Origin of the sequence: Neobacillus drentensis (assembly GCF_036966985.1) — a bacterium.
Lineage (GTDB): Bacteria > Bacillota > Bacilli > Bacillales > Cytobacillaceae > Neobacillus > Neobacillus drentensis_E.
In genome coordinates this window covers 1,297-1,925 of sequence record NZ_JBALSN010000203.1, presented here as the reverse complement: position 1 = coordinate 1,925, position 629 = coordinate 1,297, and the positions used below count along the sequence as shown (strand labels likewise).

Here is a 629-nt window from a genome sequence, read left to right as displayed (position 1 = left end):
ACTCATTTTTATGCTTTTTTAAGTAATCAAGGGGTTCATTTAAGAATGCTGATGATTCATTCTTCAGCATGTTTTCAGTTTCTTTATCACATCGCTCTATGTAGGCGTCAGCGAACCGAATACTCGCATCCTGCTCGGAAAATTGTAGATCACCAGCTAGTTGGTTTTTTTCAGCATACTCCTTTTCCTCTTTAAAAAGTGTGATCACCCCTGTCTTTTGATTGGATTGCTTTTCATCTATGTATTGTTGGATATGGTCTTTTATCATCAAAAATGCTCCTCCTAATTTTCACAGTTTCTTGTACTCCTTATTCTACTATAAATCGAAAAGAAACAAAAAAATAGAGGTGACTTTATAGTCACCCCCATCATTTAAGTTTAATTCTCCGCTAATTTCGCTTTTACCTTATGAGTAGAAGGCTTTACATCTCCTGGGTCTTCCGCTTGCTTCGCCCGTTTAATAAATAACGCAAGCACCAAGGCAAGACCGGCGATAAAGACGGTAACAAAGAATGCATCATTAATACCTTCTAACATGGCTTTCATTTGAATATCATGCTGCATTTTTAATTGCATCGCTTCCGTTATTTTTACTGACGGATTTGCTGGTACAGCCTTTTTAGCTGCTG

At 37.4% G+C, this 629-nt stretch carries 2 pseudogenes; both read right to left on the bottom strand.

Annotated features, from left to right (window positions below):
* A pseudogene (locus V7659_RS13800) lies at positions 1–268 on the bottom strand (branched-chain amino acid aminotransferase); the annotation flags it as partial.
* 110 nt (positions 269–378) lie between these two features.
* Positions 379–629, bottom strand: a pseudogene (locus V7659_RS13795) (MFS transporter); the annotation flags it as partial.